We start from the raw sequence: 16,211 nt of genomic DNA, 5'->3' as shown, positions 1-16,211 counted from the left end.
TGCTGCCCAGAAAACTATTACAATGGCAAAGTTAATGTAGCGCATACTAAATTCCCATCATATTGTCGTATTTTTAAATCTCCTTTTGAAGCGACTATGGCTTCACGGGCGATACTCAATCCTAATCCAGACCCGGCTATTTCGCGTGCATTCGAACCACGCTTAAACTTTTTAAAAAGATCGCTGATTTTTAATTTTTTACCGCCGTTGTATTCATTTTTAATTTCAATTTTATATTTGCCTCGTGAAGTTAGGCACTTAATGTCGATTTGCTTTTCAGCTGGTGAATATTTGATGGCATTATCGAGTAAATTACGAACGGCTGTTTCGAACAGGTTTCTATCAACCTTCATAGTTGTGGCAATATCAACAACAGACGCAAAGTTTATACTTACGTCTTTCAAACTTGCTGCTGGTTCAAATTGCTGTACGAGATTTGACATGCACTCGTTTAAAACAAGACTCACCTTTTCTGGACGCTCTGCACGATAGAGAACCATTGCATGGTCAAGTAGTTGTGTTGCCGATCTATTAGTTTGGTCAACTGAACGAATTATTTTCCTGAGATGATTTCGGTTCTCGGGTGTCTTTGATTTGCGTAACGCAAGCTCGCTCTCAGATCTAACGACTGCTAATGGTGTCCTGATGTGATGTGCAGCCTCAGCGATAAAGGTCTCAGTTTGCTGAAGAGTGTTTCTCAATTTGGTGATCAGGCCATTGAAAGATTTTAAGACTGGGATGATTTCCTCAGGCACTTCCTGGGTGATATCGCGAAGATCATTTGGACCACGCCGTTTAATCTTATTTGCGAATTGGTTTAATGGTTTTGTGATTAGATTCGCAGCAATTAACGCTAACAAAATGAGTGCAAGCAAGAAAATTACGATCAGTGGGATAAAGTTTTCCCTAATTTTCCTTAAGGTTGCTTCTTCAAAATTTTTTGTTTGGGCTATATGTATAGTTATGGTTTCTTTCTGACCAGAGATGTTTAGGGGGTAATTGGCAGCCGCAACCCTTACCGTCTTATTTCGATAAACAAACTCTCCAAAGGCTGGCTTCAGAAGGCTGCCAGGCTTTGATACGCTTGGTAGGTCTTCGTAACCTGTGATAGTTTCATCTCTTCTACTTATTTTATAGAAAACTCTGTCTTCACCTATTGCTCCAAGTAGAGAGAAAGTGTCATAGGGCAGGTCTAAGCTAAATTCCTTGTCCTCTGTGTAAAGCTTATCAACAATCGATGCTATGGCTGCTGACAAAAGGCGGTCTCGTGTTGCGCTAACGGTCTGAGAAACAACAGTATATATAAGTGCATAACTTGCAGCAGATATACCTAGTGCAACTGTGCCCAATAATAACATCAAGCGCTTTTTTATTGAAAACGTTGTTTTCAATTTTTTATGTATTTTGTTCTGTGAGGCGATAGCCAAGCCCCCTTACGGTTGTGATTTCTAACCCGCTACCGGAAAGCTTTTTTCTTATTCTAGCAATGTAAACTTCAATTGCATTCTCACTTATGTCCTCAGATATTGAAAAAAGCCTGTCTGTGAGCTGCTCTTTTGAAAACAATATTTTTGGCGAGCCAAAGAAAATTTCGAGAAGTCGAAGCTCGCGATTTCGCAATTGTTGTTGCTCGTCGCCAAATTCCAACATTGCGAGAAGTGGAAAAAGGTTAACTTTTCCAAAGGTTAGTTTGATTTGATTTTGACCATTTTGACGTCTCAGAACTGCGCGACACCTCGCTTCCAGTTCTGCAAACTCAAATGGCTTGACGATGTAATCATCCGCCCCAATGTCAAGCACATCTATTCGGTCCGAGATTTCGGATTTTGCAGTCATCACAATTATTGGAATGTTGTCATTTTTTTCGCGAACAGATCGTAATAAACTCCGACCGTCTCCGTCTGGCAACATGATATCTAAAAGAATTAAATCAAAATGTGAGACCGATAAAAAATCGTAAGCTGATGCCAGGTCGCCGGCACTGTCAGCACTGTGTCCCCCTATTACGAAGAAATCAATCAATGCTTCTGCCAGTTCCGCGGTATCCTCTATAATCAGTACTTTCATGTCACTTTTTTCATTTAGACGGTGTCAGGTTGTTGTCAGGTTAGTAGGTTTAGATCTCTTGGTAAAGCACCCCTTTGAATTGATATTGGTGGGTGTGAGACATTAAAGGGAGATAACAATGTCTAAAAGATTGTTTACACGACGCGCTTTTGCCGCTGCTGCTGTAGCGGCCTCTACTATTATGATATCAAGTTTCAGTTATGCAGGCGGCCATCAGAAAGTAGACTCAATTCATTTTCTGATTCCTGGTGGGGCCGGCGGTGGTTGGGATGGAACCGCAAGAGGGACTGGAGAAGCATTAACCAAATCTGGGCTGGTTGGGTCTGCAACATATGAAAACATGTCTGGCGGCGGTGGCGGCAAAGCTATTGGGTATTTGATTGAGAATGCCAAGAGCAATCATGGCACATTGATGGTCAATTCGACCCCAATTGTAATTCGTTCGCTCACAAAGGTGTTTCCACAAAACTTTCGGGATCTAACTTTGGTCGCTGGAACGATTGGAGATTATGCAGCCCTTGTTGTTCCATCGAACTCCAAAATTAAAAACATGAGTGATTTGGTTGCAGCGTACAAAGCTGACCCGAACGGCGTTGCTGTTGGAGGAGGTTCAGTTCCTGGTGGCATGGATCATTTGGTTGCGGCAATGGTGATGCAGGCTGCTGGAGCGAACCCAACTGATGTCAAATACGTGGCATACGATGCTGGTGGTAAAGCAATGGCAGGCTTGCTTTCTGGAGAGATTAAAGCTCTTTCTACCGGCTTTTCTGAAGCTGTGGCGATGGCAAAGGCAGGGGAGGTTAATATTATTGGCGTTACCTCAAACGACAGAGTGTCTGCTTATCCTAATGCTAAAACCATGAAGGAACAGGGCATAAACACTTCCTTTGTTAATTGGCGGGGGTTCTTTGCCGCTCCTGGTTTGCCAAAAGACAAACTAGCGGCTTATCAGGGCGCTATCGCAGCAATGTATAAAACCGCGGAGTGGGAGGCAGTACGTTCTCGAAACGGTTGGGAAAATATTCATAACTCTGGTGATCAGTTCAGAGCTTTCCTTGAGCAACAGGAAAAAGAAATCGAAGGTTTGATGAAGAAGCTGGGCTTCCTTTAAAAGCGTAACTTTTGAGTAATATGGGAAAAAACTTGTATCACTTTACTTACAGCCCACCCAGCCGATTGGTTGGGTGGGTTCAAATTAAGGTCTGGCGGTATGAATATTGAAAAAGCCATAGCTTTGTTTCTTGCACTGGTTCTAGCTGTTTACAGTTACACCGCGTTCTTTGAAATGGATTACCTTTTGCCGCCAATTCTTCAGAGAAATCCGGTTTGGCCCTCTACATTCCCTAAGATTCTTTCTGTGATGGGTTTAATTGCTTGTACGTTAGTTTTTCTAAATATTGAAAAATCAGAAAAGCAAGTTGGTGACGATTTAGATATTTCTAATTGGCGAGCCTACAAAATCATTCATGCCTTTTCGCTAATATTTGGCATGGTTGCCTACGCATTGGTATTGCGCCCTTTGGGTTTTATTGGTGCAACTTTTATTTTTCTGTTTGCCAGCAGTCTGCTTCTTGGTGAGAAGAGATACGTTTTGCTGGCTATTGTTTGCCTGATTTCTAGTCTTTCAATCTGGTATCTAGTTGATGATGTACTGGGGATTTATATGTCTCCATTGCCATCCTGGCTTTCTACACGATGAGGTCAAATAATGGTTGAAGGATTGCTTATTGGGCTTCAGACAGCGTTGTCGATCAAAAATTTTTTAATGGTTGTTGGAGGGTGTTTGATAGGGACATTCATAGGAATGCTGCCCGGCCTCGGACCTATGTCAATTATTGCGATAATGATACCAGTTGCAATTTCTATTGGCGATCCCTCAGCTGCGCTGATCTTATTGGCTGGCGTTTATTATGGCGCCATTTTTGGCGGCTCAACCTCTTCAATTTTAATCAACGCACCCGGGGTCGCGTCCACAGTCGCAACGAGTTTTGATGGTTACCCGCTTACTCGCGCCGGCAAGGCGGGGAAAGCGCTCACTGTAGCCGCCATAGCGTCTTTTGCAGGGGGAACAGTTGGCGCGATTCTGCTGCTCTTCTTTGCCCCTGCTCTAGCAAGCGTCGCACTTCTCTTTCATTCAGCAGAATATTTTGCATTGATGGTCTTGGGGCTTTCAGCAATTGCAGCTTTCGCAGGCTCTGGCCAAGTTACTAAGGCGCTACTGATGACAGTTATGGGTCTTATGTTGGCGACTGTTGGGGAGGGAGCACAGTTTAACTTACCAAGATTTACGATGGGCCTGATGGATTTGCAGTCGGGTATTGGTTTTATCACTCTAGCAATGGCTATGTTTGCTATCCCTGAGACACTTTTCTTGGTTTTAGATCCGTCTAGATCAGACAAGTCGGGTGAGGGCTCCTCTGAGATCAAAGACCTCAAAATAACTAAGGAAGAAGCGAAGCAAATTGCACCTGTTATTGCTCGACAATCCATTCAAGGGTTTCTGATAGGCGTCATGCCAGGTGCCGGTGCAACTATCGCATCTTTCTTGGGCTATGCTGTAGAACGGAACATTGCAAAGCCATCAGATAGGGATCTTTTTGGGAAGGGTTCAGTAAAAGGCCTCGCGGCTCCAGAGAGTGCCAATAATGCGGCTTGCACCGGATCATTTGTTCCACTCCTGACACTTGGAATACCTGGCTCCGGTACAACAGCGATATTGCTTGGAGCGCTGATTGCTCTCAATGTCTCACCAGGACCGAGATTAATGCAGGATCAGCCGGAGATTTTTTGGTCTGTGATAATATCAATGTATATAGGAAACGTGGTTTTGCTGATACTCAACCTTCCTCTGATACCGTATATTGCAAAAGTGCTGACCGTGCCTCGAACATTTTTGATTCCTTTTATCTTATTTTTTACTCTAATGGGTGCCTACATCGGGCAAAACAATCCAACAGAGTTGTTATTTCTTGTCGGGCTTGGAGTTCTGGCAACAATATTACGGCTTGCTTCGTTTCCTCTGGCTCCACTACTAATTGGTTTTATTCTCGGGCCGATGTTGGAAAACAATTTTTCACGGGCTTCACAGCTTTATGATGGCGTCTCTTTTGTTTGGGAAAGGCCGATGACAACAGCATTATTGGCGATCGCAATTTTGCTAATTGTCTTGCCCTCTTTGAAATCTAGGTTTGGCCGAAGTAAGTTTTTTGCTAAGAGTGCCAATGACTGAATGGCAAATCTTGGAGTGGATAGCGATTAATGAATTTTTTTTATTCAGCAATAATTGCAGCCATAACGCTTTTTTCGGTCCCTGTGCAAGCGCAGCAGGTCTCAGATGAAGTATTGCCTGAAGCAAAAACAGCCTTAGCAACAAAGTTTGAATTTCTCTCGCCAGAGGTGGCAGCTTCGCTTGCAGCGAAGGCCCGGGGTGAACCGATTTTGGCAAAAGATTGGATGGTTGCTGTAGCTAATCCTCATGCTGCAGTTGCAGGTGCTCGCGTTCTAAAAGAGGGGGGTACAGCAGCTGATGCAATGGTGGCGGTGCAGGCAGTCCTCGGTTTGGTTGAGCCACAGAGCTCTGGTATTGGTGGTGGGGCTTTCCTCGTATGGTTTGACGCTACCACCGGGAAACTAACAACATTAGATGGACGTGAAACCGCACCTATGGCTGCCACACCACGATTGTTTCAAAATGCAAATGGCGAGCGAATAAAATTTTGGGATGCGGTCGTTGGTGGTCGCTCAGTTGGAGTGCCAGGCACGCCCGCCTTGATGGAGGCTGCACATAAAAGATGGGGGCAAAAGGCGTGGAACAATTTATTTTTAGAAGCTATTGATTTGGCGGAAAGTGGCTTCGCGGTTTCTCCTCGGCTTGCTGCTTTGATTGCCGGCGACGCTGATCGATTGAGGCAGTTTTCTGATACAGAAGCTTATTTTTTTCAGGACGGCGAACCTCTGGTGGAGGGAACTTGGCTCACTAATGCGGAATATGCTGATGTTATGCACCGGATGGCCAATGAGGGCGCTCGTGTGATTTATTCAGGTGAAATCGCCAAAGCGATTGTAAATACCGTTCGAGGTGCAGAGAAAAATCCGGGTGTGATTAGCCTCACGGATCTGAGCACATACACGGTGAAGGAACGTCCTGCAGTTTGTGCTTCATTTCGGGGACATCAAGTCTGCGGTATGGGACCACCATCGTCTGGAGCTCTAACTGTCGGTCAAATTTTAGGTTTATTAGACCAGTTTCCAGCGGGTTCTAAGTACAATCCGCAAACCATGAGACTTATGGGTGATGCTTCGCGTCTAGCTTTTGCTGATCGAGAGCGCTATATGGCTGACAGCGACTTTGTGCCCATGCCGACCAAAGGACTTGTTTCAGATGATTATTTATCTGAGCGTGCGAAGCTACTAACTGGCTCAACTGCTTTGACTGAAGTCGCACCCGGTAATCCCGAATATTCGCATGCATCGCTGTGGGCGGATGATGTGAGTTTGGAATTGCCTTCAACATCGCACATTTCAATTGTAGACAGCTATGGAAATGCGTTGTCGATGACTACTACAATTGAAAATGGGTTTGGGTCCCGTTTGATGACCAACGGATTTTTGCTGAACAATGAGTTAACCGACTTCTCCTTTAGTTCCCACATCGACGGGGTGCCAATTGCTAATCGAGTTGAGCCAGGGAAGCGCCCTCGATCTTCAATGTCTCCAACAATTGTACTTAAAGATGGTCTGCCAACTTTAGTTATTGGTTCGCCAGGTGGGTCGCGAATAATCGGGTATGTGGCAGAAGCGATCGTCGCGCACATAGATTTGGGGATGAATGCACAAGCTACCGTATCTACACCTCATGCTATTAATCGTTTTGGAACCTTTGAACTTGAAAAGGGGACTTCGCTCGAAAACATGGTAGAGCCTATGGAGGCACTTGGTTACAAGGTCAAATTGCGTGCTTTAAATTCTGGTCTCCATGCAATTTCAATCACAAAAGATGGTCTTGCTGGGGGAGCCGATCCCAGACGCGAGGGTATAGCGTTGGGTCAATAACTGTTAGTAGGAAAATTCGGCCAACATTGCATTGCGCCGATCGCCCAATTTCAAGCATTATTGGCAAAACCTTTGCAATTTTTTTTGGGATGTTAAATTTGCAATCTTGTCTCAAAAAGCTCACAATATTTGGATCAAGGTGCCGTCTTGATCGTTTCTTTATATCAATAATATAATTGTTCTGGCCCGCACGGCCTTTGATATGTCTTGAAATGTCCTTTGATCATTAGGCGGGCATGTTTCGTCAAGGTTAAATTTATGTTTTTACGCATTCTACCGTTCCAAGCCAATAAGGTCTGATCCCAATGAAATGGCTTTTTTTGGCGCTTGGCTCAATGTTTGTTCAGCAAACCTTTGTCACCTTGGGTAAGGTTTTGCCCTCAGTGCTTGCGCCTGCGATCATTTCTGAGCTGCATATAGAGGCGTCATGGCTTGGTGTTTATGTTGGCATGATCGCTGCGGTTTCACTTTTGGTGCAGGCGGGTTGTGGAAGCATCATTGTGCGCTATGGCGCACTTCGGGTGAGCCAGCTAACACTTTTACTAACCGGTATTGGGTTGATTTTGGCGGCGCCAGGAATCATCGCTTTGATGGTTTTATCGGCAATTACCATTGGCGCATCGGCTGCTTCGACACCGGCAAGCTCACATCTTCTAAGCCGGTACGCCCCTGGTAAATATGCGCCGCTGGTTTTTTCAGCAAAGCAAACAGCGGTGCCGGTTGCCTTGTTGATTGCTGGATTGATTGGCCCGCTATTGACCGAGCTTTACGGCTGGCGTCACGCATTGGTGGTGATTGGCATTGGCTGTTTGCTTTTCCCTTTGATGCTGGAGTTCATGCGGCGTGAATTTGACAGTGATAAAGATGTGAATCGGCAATTTCACTTATCAGATTTCCGCGAAACCATCGGTTTTGTGATTGGTAAACCCGAACTAAGAGGGCTTGCGTTTGGTTCATTTGCCTTTGTCGGTTTGCAAACGACTTTTATCGCTTATTTTGTGATTTACCTGACCGAAATTGGTTTCAGCCTGATTGTGGCTGGAACGATCTTTTCGATTGCAACCGCTGTTGCCATTCCGGGCCGGATTTTCTGGGGGTGGTTAAGCAGCCGCTATATATCGCCACGGGCGATGCTTGGCTTTTTGGCGATTTTGATGTTTTTTGCTGTTTCCGGTGTCGCTTTGTTCAGCCCGATCTGGGCTGATTGGCAAGTGACACTTGTGGCGATTGCGGTCAGCGCTTCGGTGTTTTCATGGCATGGGGTGACGCTTGCCGAAGCGGCACGGCTTGCGCCAGTTTCGATGCGGGGCGCGGTCACTGGCGGGGTGTTATCCTTTGGGCAATGTGGTGGGCTTGTTCTGCCATTGTTTTATTCATTGGTTCTGGGCGTAACTGAAAGTTATAAGCTTGGCTTTTTCATTTGTGCCTTACCGGCACTTGTGGTCGGTGTGCTGTTACTTTATTCGACACGCCATCAGATGACAATTACGCGCCACCAACCAGAATAAACATAGCGACGCTCATCGGCATTGGCTGTTTTGATTTGTTTGGCGTTTGGCGTTATTGCGCGATCCATTGCTATGCTAGGCTATAGACATGGTTTCGCCGTTTGGTGAATATCACCCTTTTTTGAAACTTGTATGTGAAATATTTTGATGAATCACAAACCTGAAACAACATCCCCCCAAAGTCAGATGGGCGAAAAACCGGTCATTGGGACTGTTGTAAAGCTATGGCCCTATATCTGGCCGCATGACCGGCCGAGCCTCAAACGTCTGGTGTTTGTTGCGGTGCTGCTGCTGATTGCTGCCAAATTAGTCACAGCCACGGTGCCTTTCTTTTTCAAATATGTCACTGACAGCCTCGCTGGTAATGCGCTTGATTTACCTTTTTTGCCGTTGTTTTTGCTTACCCCCCTGATGCTCATTCTGGGGTTTGTTGCGGCGCGTATTCTAAGCATTGCCTTTAACCAGCTTCGCGATGCGTTATTTGCCCGTGTCAGCCAGCATGCCGTTCGCCAGCTTGCGCTTCAAGCCTTTAGCCATATGCACCAATTATCATTGCGGTTTCATTTGCAGCGGCGCACTGGTGGCCTGTCACGCGTGATCGAACGTGGCACCAAGGGCATTGAAAGCGTTGTTCGCTACACGGTTTTATCAACCTTGCCGGTGATTTTTGAATTTGCCCTTTATGCGGGGATTTTCTTTTATAATTTTGGCGCGGCCTATGTTTTGGTGATTGCGATCACCGTCATTAGCTATAGCGTCTTTACGGTGAAAACCAGCAATTGGCGAACCATTATTCGCCGTGAAATGAACCGATCCGATACCGAGGCGAATACGCGCGCGGTTGACTCACTACTGAATTATGAAACAGTCAAATATTTCACCAATGAAAAAATCGAATTGGCGCGGTTTGATCAAGCAATTGCACAATATGAAAAATCTGGAATCAAAACATCAACCTCGCTTGGCTGGCTGAATTTCGGACAAGCTGCAATTTTCTCGCTTGGCATGATGGCCTCAATGCTATTGTCGGCAAATGCGGTTGTTCGCGGTGAACAGACGATTGGTGATTTTGTCTTGATTCATCTGTTTTTGATCCAGCTGTCGCAGCCGCTTGCCTTTATTGGCGGCGTCTATCGTGAAATTCGGCAATCGCTCACCGATATTGAGGTTCTTTTTGGTTTACTGGAAACGCCTGCCGAGATTATTGATTCGCCGAATGCACGTGATTTAACCGTGCCGTCAGGGGTGATCCGGTTTGATAATGTGCATTTTCATTATGCGGATGACCGGCAAATTTTGCGAGGGATCAGCTTTGATGTGCCAGCTGGAAAAACCGTTGCCATTGTCGGGCAATCAGGGGCCGGCAAATCGACCATTTCGCGATTGCTATGCCGGTTTTATGATGTCACCGCCGGCAGCATTTCCATTGATGGGCAGGATATCCGATCGGTCAAGGCAACAAGCCTTCGCGCCGCCATTGGCGTGGTGCCGCAAGACACCGTTCTGTTTAATGATACGATTGGCTATAACATTCATTACGGGTGTTTGGATGCTGGCAAGAAAGCGGTTTGGAACGCGGCAGTGGGTGCCAAGATTGATGGTTTTATCCAGTCGCTGCCACGCGGGCTTGAAACTGAAGTTGGCGAACGCGGGTTGAAACTATCTGGCGGTGAAAAACAACGGGTTGCCATTGCAAGGGCGATTTTAAAAGCCCCACCAATTCTGATTTTGGACGAGGCCACTTCATCGCTTGATACAAAAACCGAACAGGATATCAATCAAGCATTGGACCTTGTTCTAAAAGATCGAACCGCTGTTATCATTGCGCATCGCCTGTCAACAATCGTAACGGCGGATGAAATTATTGTTTTGGACAAGGGGCAGATTGCCGAGCGCGGTACGCATCAGAATTTGTTGGCACAAAATGGTCTATATCAGAAAATGTGGAACCGCCAGCAAGCCTTTCAAGAGGTTGAACAGAAATTGAAAAGCCTTACTTAATGTTAAGATAAGTGATGTGGCATTTTGCTCGGCCTATCGGTGCGGGAACATGCGTCTGAGATCGCTCTGGAATTTCCGGCACTAATTTCCTATCATGGAACTGAATATAAAGCTCATCGGCGCTGAATGTTCATAAAAGTTTTTTAAATTATCCTTGGAATGAAGGAACATATCTATGCTGGTTGTAATCTCGCCTGCCAAAAAATTGAACATGCAACCATCCGAAGATGTCGTGCCAACCCAGCCTATTTTTGGTGATGAGGCCAATGAGCTGGCCGATATCATGCAAAATCTTAGTCTTGATAAGCTTCAATCCCTGATGGGGATTAGTGAAAATCTGGCCAAGCTGAATGCCGACCGATTTGCCCATTTCGGATCACAGGATAAAAAACCGGCGGCACTTGCCTTCGCTGGTGATACTTATTTGGGGCTGGAGGCGTCAAGCCTTGGGTCAGATGAAATGGCATGGGCGCAAAACCATTTGCGCGTGCTGTCGGGTCTCTATGGGGTGTTGCGGCCACTTGATGCGATCGAGCCTTACCGTCTGGAAATGGGAAGCCAGCTCGCCACAAAGCGCGGCAAATCGCTTTACCACTATTGGGGGACAAAAATTGCCGAGGCGCTTAGCGCGCAAGCGGCTGCCACCGGTTCTGATCTATTGCTGAATTGCGCGTCGAAAGAATATTTTGGCGCGGTTGATCTTGTCAGTCTTACCCTGCCTGTTGTGACTCCGGTCTTTTTGGAACAGAAAAATGGTAAAGCAAAAATCGTTAGCTTTTATGCCAAAAAAGCGCGAGGTGCGATGGCGCGTTTTGTTGTTCAAAATAGATTGAAAGCCAAAGATGATCTCAAGGAATTTGCTGCTGGTGGCTACTGCTATCAACCTGATCAATCGGATGCCAATCAACTGGTATTTATGCGCGACGCGGCAGCTTGATAGGCCGCGGACCTCTTGCATTACCATTAATGCTAATCGGTGGTTTGATGAGCCGGCTTCGGCGCTTGATCCAGAAATGATTTCTGAGGTTCTGGATACAATCGAGGCGCTTGCCGCCGATGGTATGACGATGGTTTGCGTCACGCATGAGATGGGGTTTGCCCGCAAAATTGCCGATCGAGTGATCTTTATGGATCAGGGTCAGATTATCGAGGAAAATGATCCAAAACAATTTTTCGAAGCTCCAGAAAATGCCCGAACCCAAAATTTTCTAAAGCAGGTTCTTGTGCATTAAAGTGGTTTCCCGTCTTTGGCTTTCTGGCCATCAGGCCAAGGCTAGATAAAGGAAATTAACCCCGCCACCAAACGCCATCAAATCGACCAAGATTTCATGTTTATGGTTGGTCATTTTCTTGAGTATTACTTTGCCAAGCATATTGCCTGGTATTGTTGCTGCACCACCAATCAGCCCAAGGATCAAAACCTCCTGCCCGATCAGGCCGATGCTGCCGAATGTGGCAGCGCGTGCAACATGGGTCAGCGCAGCAATCACCGCAAGCGTGGCAACAAAGCTGGTCCGCGATAATCCATAACCAAGCATAAAGGGAACAAGCAGCAGCCCCGGGCCAGTTGATGATCCGGCCAGAAATCCGAAAACGCCGCCAACCCCACTCAACATACCTCGCGATGTTTTGATTTCATATGATTTGGCGATGCGTCGAATAGGAATGGATGCCAGAACAACGCTTCCCAGCATCAAGGCAATCATCTTTGGTTCGAGTTGGGCATAAAAAATGCCGCCAAGCACAACCATAGGTACCGCTGGAATTGCAATGCGGCAAAATGCATCGCGATGAAAACTGGCACGATTGATCCAGGCGCGCGACACGCTGCCAAATAAAAGCATGATCGCCAAGACCGGCATGACCGAGGTGATGCCAATAATTGGCGTAAGGAAAACCGCTGGTAAAAGCCCGCCCGCAACACCGGTAATGCCCGTGATGCCTGCGGTAACAAAGGCAATCAGGCAAACCAGAAAAATATCCATTAGTTCCAAATCAAATACGCCTTAGATTAAAGATCGCGGCAAGAAAGCTGGCAGGATCGTTCAGTTCTACCGGCCAGAAGGAATAAAAGGCGTTTATGGCAAGTGCCGCAGGAATCATTGGATTTTGATCATTGCGGCATTTGCATTTGGTCAGGCAGCGGCAGGGGCACTTTCATCTTTGATTTGCGTTCGGTGCATAAGCCGGTCTTGGGCTGGATCAAGATCACCTCGCATATGAAGCGTATAACGATTATCCCAAATCACAATATCCTTTGGTTGCCATTGCTGTGCCCAATGATGCGGCCCATTTTCGATATGCTGCCAAATATCATCCAAAAGCTGGTCGCTTTCTTCATCCGATAGCCCGACAATCCATGCATTGGGGCGGCGTCCGATATAAAGCGATTCTTTGCCGGTGGCATGATGTTTGATCACCAGCGGGTGAACCGCACCCGGGCGGCTTTCATTGTCATAATTTTTATCAAACCCTGCCCGCAACTGTCCTGCTGAATTGCGCGTTGCATCATGCTTGCATGATCGGTCTTTGATTTTTTCACGCAAGGCATCAGGCAAAGTTTCATAGGCGCGATTGAGATTGTAAAAATGCGTATCACCGCCCGTGGCTGGGGTTGTCAGCCCGTACAGAATGCTGGCCTTAGGTGGTAACTCCTTATAGGTCATGTCCTGATGCCAAACCAATTCCGAATTGCCAAGCCCGCCAATCGGAACACCGCCTTGGACAATATTCGAAACCACCGCAATTTCTTCGCGTGTTGGATGGTAGCTTCCGTTAACTGGCCGTGTTGGCGCCTTGTCAAGGCCGCCAAAATAGCGTGAAAACCGCACAAATTGATCTTCGGTTAAGTCCTGATTGCGAAAGCGCAGAACCAGATGCTTGTCCCATGCGTCAAGCATGCGGTCAAAAACAGCACCATCAATTTCCTGCGTTAAATCCAGACCAACAATATCAGCGCCAAGCGCGGCGCCTGATGGGATCACGTCAAAACTGTCATTCGCGTTCATCGTTACCTCAGTTTAATTCATTCAAGAAAAAATAGATTAGGTGAAATAAATGATGAAAAAAAATGAAAAATAACCTTATAACTATGCAAAAACTACATAGGTAGACAAATGAAGCAACCTCCTTTTCGCTGGATCGAGACATTCCGTGTCATCGCCGGCGCTGGCAGCATGACCGATGCAGCTAAAATTCTTGGCGTTGACCAATCAGCGATGAGCCGTCATATCGCATCGCTTGAAAGCCAGCTTGGCATCAGCCTGTTTGATCGAAGCAAGCGCCGATTAAGATTAACTGCTGAAGGAAAATTGCTATTGGCCGAGGCGGATTCGGCAGCCGAAGCGCTGAATCGATTTGTGCGCAAGGCAAATCAAATTCGGCGGGTTTCAGACGGGCATCTGCGAGTCTTGACCTCGGCGACATTGGCGCGTGGCCTGATGCCAAAAGCATTGCGCATTTTCAAGGAAAAAGCGGCGTGTGTTTCGGTCAATATCGAAGTCGTCAGTCGTGGCGAATTAGAACGGCGCATCGAGGGTCAGCAATTTGACCTATGCGCGGTGGCATTGCCCTTTACCTATCCAAGCGAACATATGGTTCACATTGGCCGTTTTCCGGGTGTCTGCGTTCTGCATAAGTCGCATAAATTGGCCAAGCAGCAAAAGATAAGCCTGTCGGATCTTGCCGGTGAGGCCTTTGTTGGCTTGCCGCAAGGCACGATTGGCCGGATGCGAATTGACCAGCTTTTTGCAACAGCGGGAATTGATTATAAACCGCAATTTGAAACAACGGCTGTTGCAGTGAATGAATTCGTCGAAGACGGAATCGGCATTGCAATTGCTGATCCATTCACGGCAAAATCGAATAGTGGCGGTAATGTTGTTGTGCGACAATTGGAACCCACAATTCACTATGAGTTTGCTTTCATATTTCCCGCTGACCGGCCCCGAACAACCTTGGCATCGATGTTTATTGAGGCAGCCGAAGAGGGGTTGCGTCAGCAAAATCAAGATTATCACCAGTAGGGCAACCCTCATTTGCCAAATATTGTCAGCCCTGTCGTCTTTGTGATTGAAGCACGGCGAATTGCCATCCATACTAGGTTTATCGTTATAGTGCGAAATGGAGACTAACCGATGTCCTACCCAGAATTGAAAATGCTAATCGCAGGTGAATGGGTTTCTGGAAGTACGGGCAAAAGCGAGCCGGTTATTTGTCCGGCTGATGGCAGTGAAATCGGGCAGGTACCGCATGCCAGCCCAGTAGATCTTGATCGCGCCCTCGACAGCAGCCGTGATGGTTTCAATCACTGGCGGGCAATGACACCGCTTAGCCGGCAAGCCATTCTGGAAAAAGCGGCGCGTCTTCTCGAAGACCGGTTTGAGGTCAATAGCGCCAATCTGACGCGTGAAATGGGCAAGCCGCTTGCCGAGGCAAAAATTGAAATGCAGGTCGCGATTGATCTTTTGCGCTGGTATGGCGAAGAAGGCAAACGCATCTATGGGCGGATTATTCCATCACGCTTTCCGGGCATGCAGCATGAGGCGCGCAAAGTACCGGTTGGGCCAGCTCTGGCCTTTGTCGCCTGGAATTTTCCAGCAACAAATGTGATGCGCAAAGTTGCTGGTGCCTTGGCTGCGGGCTGTTCGATCACGATTAAACCAAGCGAAGAAACGCCAGCGACCGCGATTGCGATTGGGGCGGCTTTGGTTGATGCAGGCTTGCCAGCGGGTGTGCTGAATATTGTCTTTGGCGTGCCATCAGATGTATCCGAGCATCTTCTTGGATCGACAATCCCGCGCAAGCTTAGCTTTACCGGCAGTGTGCCTGTTGGCATTCATCTTCAGCAGCTTGCTGCCAAGAATATGATCCGCTGTACGATGGAGCTTGGCGGCCATTCGCCGGTGATGGTGTTTAAAGATGCCGATATCGACGCCGCGGCGCAGCTATGCGCGGTGGGGAAATTCCGCAATGCCGGTCAGGTCTGTATTTCACCAACCCGCTTTTTTGTTGATGCGGCGGTGCATGATGAATTTCTGGCGGCGTTCAAAAAACATGTCGAGGCGGTCAACCCGGGCAATGGGCTTGATGCTGGTGTCAGTATGGGCCCGCTTGTTGCCGAACGCCGGATCGACATCATGGACGGGTTTGTTGCCGACGCCGTGTCAAAAGGTGCCGAGCTATTGGTTGGCGGCGGCCGCATGCAAAGCCCGGGGTCATTCTATCAGCCAACGCTTCTTGGCAATGTTCCTGAAACTGCGCGCATCATGACCGAAGAGCCTTTTGGCCCGATCGCGCCAACGACAAGTTTCTATAGTCTTGATGAGGTGATTGAGCGTGCCAACAGCTTGCCATTCGGCCTTGCTGCCTATGCCTTTACGAACAGCCCAAAGACGGTACGAATTTTAAAATCGGAAATTGAAACCGGTATGCTAGCGGTCAATTCGCTTCATGTTCATTCGGTTGAAACGCCCTTTGGTGGATTGAAATTTAGTGGCTATGGCTATGAAGGCGGCATTGAAGGTTTGGACGCATTTCTGGCAACCAAATATTCAAGCGAAATCTATAATTAGAGTGATGCCC

The 16,211-nt window shown here is 47.1% G+C and carries 13 protein-coding genes and 1 pseudogene; 10 read left to right on the top strand and 4 right to left on the bottom strand.

Annotated features, from left to right (window positions below):
- Positions 1 to 17: 17 nt before the first annotated feature.
- Together ABXT40_RS10325 and ABXT40_RS10320 are read right to left on the bottom strand one after the other, a co-directional pair.
- Entirely contained in the window at positions 18 to 1,427 is a 1,410-nt protein-coding gene (locus ABXT40_RS10325; RefSeq protein WP_443645521.1) for a sensor histidine kinase, read from the bottom strand.
- The gene (locus ABXT40_RS10320) at positions 1,396 to 2,067 is read right to left on the bottom strand and encodes a response regulator transcription factor (protein ID WP_443645520.1); all 672 of its coding nucleotides are present in this window, start codon (positions 2,065 to 2,067) and stop codon (positions 1,396 to 1,398) included. The genes ABXT40_RS10325 and ABXT40_RS10320 overlap by 32 nt, the downstream gene beginning before the upstream one ends.
- Before the next feature lie 118 nt (positions 2,068 to 2,185).
- Between ABXT40_RS10320 and ABXT40_RS10315 the strand changes: the two genes are divergently transcribed.
- The 8 genes and pseudogenes from ABXT40_RS10315 to glnQ all read left to right on the top strand — a co-directional run.
- Positions 2,186 to 3,178, top strand: coding sequence for a Bug family tripartite tricarboxylate transporter substrate binding protein (locus tag ABXT40_RS10315; protein ID WP_443645519.1), 993 nt, complete (start codon positions 2,186 to 2,188; stop codon positions 3,176 to 3,178).
- A gap of 99 nt (positions 3,179 to 3,277) precedes the next feature.
- Complete coding sequence (locus tag ABXT40_RS10310) at positions 3,278 to 3,766, top strand: tripartite tricarboxylate transporter TctB family protein (RefSeq protein WP_443645518.1); 489 nt, start codon at positions 3,278 to 3,280, stop codon at positions 3,764 to 3,766.
- Positions 3,767 to 3,775: 9 nt separating this feature from the next.
- Positions 3,776 to 5,296, top strand: a complete 1,521-nt coding sequence (locus ABXT40_RS10305; RefSeq protein ID WP_443645517.1) for a tripartite tricarboxylate transporter permease — start codon at positions 3,776 to 3,778, stop codon at positions 5,294 to 5,296.
- Between the two features lie 29 nt (positions 5,297 to 5,325).
- Positions 5,326 to 7,119 carry a gamma-glutamyltransferase gene (gene ggt, locus ABXT40_RS10300; RefSeq protein ID WP_443645516.1) on the top strand — a complete coding sequence of 598 codons (1,794 nt, stop codon included), beginning with the start codon at positions 5,326 to 5,328 and terminating at the stop codon, positions 7,117 to 7,119.
- A gap of 305 nt (positions 7,120 to 7,424) precedes the next feature.
- Positions 7,425 to 8,627: an MFS transporter gene (locus ABXT40_RS10295; protein ID WP_443645515.1), complete on the top strand. Its 1,203-nt coding sequence runs from the start codon at positions 7,425 to 7,427 to the stop codon at positions 8,625 to 8,627.
- Between the two features lie 147 nt (positions 8,628 to 8,774).
- Positions 8,775 to 10,628 carry an ABCB family ABC transporter ATP-binding protein/permease gene (locus ABXT40_RS10290; protein WP_443645514.1) on the top strand — a complete coding sequence of 618 codons (1,854 nt, stop codon included), beginning with the start codon at positions 8,775 to 8,777 and terminating at the stop codon, positions 10,626 to 10,628.
- Positions 10,629 to 10,803: 175 nt separating this feature from the next.
- A complete protein-coding gene (gene yaaA, locus ABXT40_RS10285; protein ID WP_443645513.1) occupies positions 10,804 to 11,565 on the top strand; it encodes a peroxide stress protein YaaA in 762 nt (253 codons plus the stop codon).
- A 43-nt stretch (positions 11,566 to 11,608) separates the two neighbouring features.
- Positions 11,609 to 11,860, top strand: a pseudogene (gene glnQ, locus ABXT40_RS10280) (glutamine ABC transporter ATP-binding protein GlnQ); the annotation flags it as partial.
- Between the two features lie 30 nt (positions 11,861 to 11,890).
- Here glnQ and ABXT40_RS10275 read toward each other — a convergent pair.
- Positions 11,891 to 12,613, bottom strand: coding sequence for a TSUP family transporter (locus ABXT40_RS10275; RefSeq protein ID WP_443645512.1), 723 nt, complete (start codon positions 12,611 to 12,613; stop codon positions 11,891 to 11,893).
- A gap of 150 nt (positions 12,614 to 12,763) precedes the next feature.
- The gene (locus ABXT40_RS10270; protein WP_443645511.1) at positions 12,764 to 13,636 is read right to left on the bottom strand and encodes a TauD/TfdA dioxygenase family protein; all 873 of its coding nucleotides are present in this window, start codon (positions 13,634 to 13,636) and stop codon (positions 12,764 to 12,766) included.
- Positions 13,637 to 13,744: 108 nt separating this feature from the next.
- Here ABXT40_RS10270 and ABXT40_RS10265 point away from each other — a divergent pair, with 108 nt between their 5' ends.
- Entirely contained in the window at positions 13,745 to 14,653 is a 909-nt protein-coding gene (locus ABXT40_RS10265; protein WP_443645510.1) for a LysR family transcriptional regulator, read from the top strand.
- Between the two features lie 111 nt (positions 14,654 to 14,764).
- Positions 14,765 to 16,201: an NAD-dependent succinate-semialdehyde dehydrogenase gene (locus ABXT40_RS10260; RefSeq protein WP_443645509.1), complete on the top strand. Its 1,437-nt coding sequence runs from the start codon at positions 14,765 to 14,767 to the stop codon at positions 16,199 to 16,201.
- Positions 16,202 to 16,211: the final 10 nt, after the last annotated feature.

It is taken from the genome of Candidatus Ponderosibacter sp. Uisw_141_02 (assembly GCF_048087665.1).
Taxonomy (GTDB): Bacteria; Pseudomonadota; Alphaproteobacteria; order Puniceispirillales; family Puniceispirillaceae; genus UBA3439.
The sequence above is the reverse complement of the archived record's forward strand: the minus strand, read 5'-3'. Positions and strand labels throughout refer to the sequence as shown.

Coding starts and splice junctions, on each gene's coding strand:
- ABXT40_RS10320 (WP_443645520.1), bottom strand. CDS start 2,067: ATGAAAGTACTGATTATAGAGGATACCGCGGAACTGGCAGAAGCATTG.
- ABXT40_RS10315 (WP_443645519.1), top strand. CDS start 2,186: ATGTCTAAAAGATTGTTTACACGACGCGCTTTTGCCGCTGCTGCTGTA.
- ABXT40_RS10310 (WP_443645518.1), top strand. CDS start 3,278: ATGAATATTGAAAAAGCCATAGCTTTGTTTCTTGCACTGGTTCTAGCT.
- ABXT40_RS10305 (WP_443645517.1), top strand. CDS start 3,776: ATGGTTGAAGGATTGCTTATTGGGCTTCAGACAGCGTTGTCGATCAAA.
- ggt (WP_443645516.1), top strand. CDS start 5,326: ATGAATTTTTTTTATTCAGCAATAATTGCAGCCATAACGCTTTTTTCG.
- ABXT40_RS10295 (WP_443645515.1), top strand. CDS start 7,425: ATGAAATGGCTTTTTTTGGCGCTTGGCTCAATGTTTGTTCAGCAAACC.
- ABXT40_RS10290 (WP_443645514.1), top strand. CDS start 8,775: ATGAATCACAAACCTGAAACAACATCCCCCCAAAGTCAGATGGGCGAA.
- yaaA (WP_443645513.1), top strand. CDS start 10,804: ATGCTGGTTGTAATCTCGCCTGCCAAAAAATTGAACATGCAACCATCC.
- ABXT40_RS10275 (WP_443645512.1), bottom strand. CDS start 12,613: ATGGATATTTTTCTGGTTTGCCTGATTGCCTTTGTTACCGCAGGCATC.
- ABXT40_RS10270 (WP_443645511.1), bottom strand. CDS start 13,636: ATGAACGCGAATGACAGTTTTGACGTGATCCCATCAGGCGCCGCGCTT.
- ABXT40_RS10265 (WP_443645510.1), top strand. CDS start 13,745: ATGAAGCAACCTCCTTTTCGCTGGATCGAGACATTCCGTGTCATCGCC.
- ABXT40_RS10260 (WP_443645509.1), top strand. CDS start 14,765: ATGTCCTACCCAGAATTGAAAATGCTAATCGCAGGTGAATGGGTTTCT.